Genomic DNA, 1,045 nt, shown 5'->3' with positions numbered 1-1,045 from the left:
CCCTACATGCTTACCCCAGGACAACCATCGCCTGGGTTGGACTACCTTCCTGCGTCACCCCATCGCTTACCTACTACCTCTTCGGTTCGGGCGTTCAGCCTCACCCCATAGCCCCCGAAGGGACATCTGAGGGACTTAAGGACCCTTAGCATCGGAGGGTTCGATATGGGCGCATTGAAGCGGGTACGGGAATATCAACCCGTTGTCCATCGACTACGCCTGTCGGCCTCGCCTTAGGTCCCGACTTACCCTGGGCGGATTAGCCTGGCCCAGGAACCCTTGGTCATCCGGCGCGAGGGTTTCTCACCCTCGATTCGCTACTCATGCCTGCATTCTCACTCGCACAGCCTCCACAACTAGATCACTCTGCTGCTTCGCCGGCTGCACGACGCTCCCCTACCCATCCAGTCCGCATAGGACTGAATGCCACGACTTCGGCGGTGTACTTGAGCCCCGCTACATTGTCGGCGCGGAATCACTTGACCAGTGAGCTATTACGCACTCTTTCAAGGGTGGCTGCTTCTAAGCCAACCTCCTGGTTGTCTCTGCGACTCCACATCCTTTCCCACTTAGCACACGCTTAGGGGCCTTAGTCGGTGATCTGGGCTGTTTCCCTCTCGACCATGGAGCTTATCCCCCACAGTCTCACTGCCACGCTCTCACTTACCGGCATTCGGAGTTTGGCTGACGTCAGTAACCTTGTCGGGCCCATCGGCCATCCAGTGCTCTACCTCCGGCAAGAAACACGTGACGCTGCACCTAAATGCATTTCGGGGAGAACCAGCTATCACGGAGTTTGATTGGCCTTTCACCCCTAAACACAGGTCATCCCCCAGGTTTTCAACCCTGGTGGGTTCGGTCCTCCACGCGGTCTTACCCGCGCTTCAACCTGCCCATGCCTAGATCACTCCGCTTCGGGTCTACAGCATGCGACTCAAACGCCCTCTTCAGACTCGCTTTCGCTACGGCTCCCCCACACGGGTTAACCTCGCCACACACCATAACTCGCAGGCTCATTCTTCAAAAGGCACGCAGTCACATCACA

The 1,045-nt window shown here is 57.5% G+C and carries 1 rRNA gene; it reads right to left on the bottom strand.

Going from position 1 to position 1,045, the window contains the following annotated elements:
• Nucleotides 1-1,045: ribosomal RNA gene (locus ACIBH1_RS49075) — 23S ribosomal RNA — on the bottom strand; the annotation flags it as partial.

This window comes from Nonomuraea sp. NPDC050663 (genome assembly GCF_044456985.1).
Taxonomy (GTDB): Bacteria; Actinomycetota; Actinomycetes; order Streptosporangiales; family Streptosporangiaceae; genus Nonomuraea.
The sequence above is the reverse complement of the archived record's forward strand: the minus strand, read 5'-3'. Positions and strand labels throughout refer to the sequence as shown.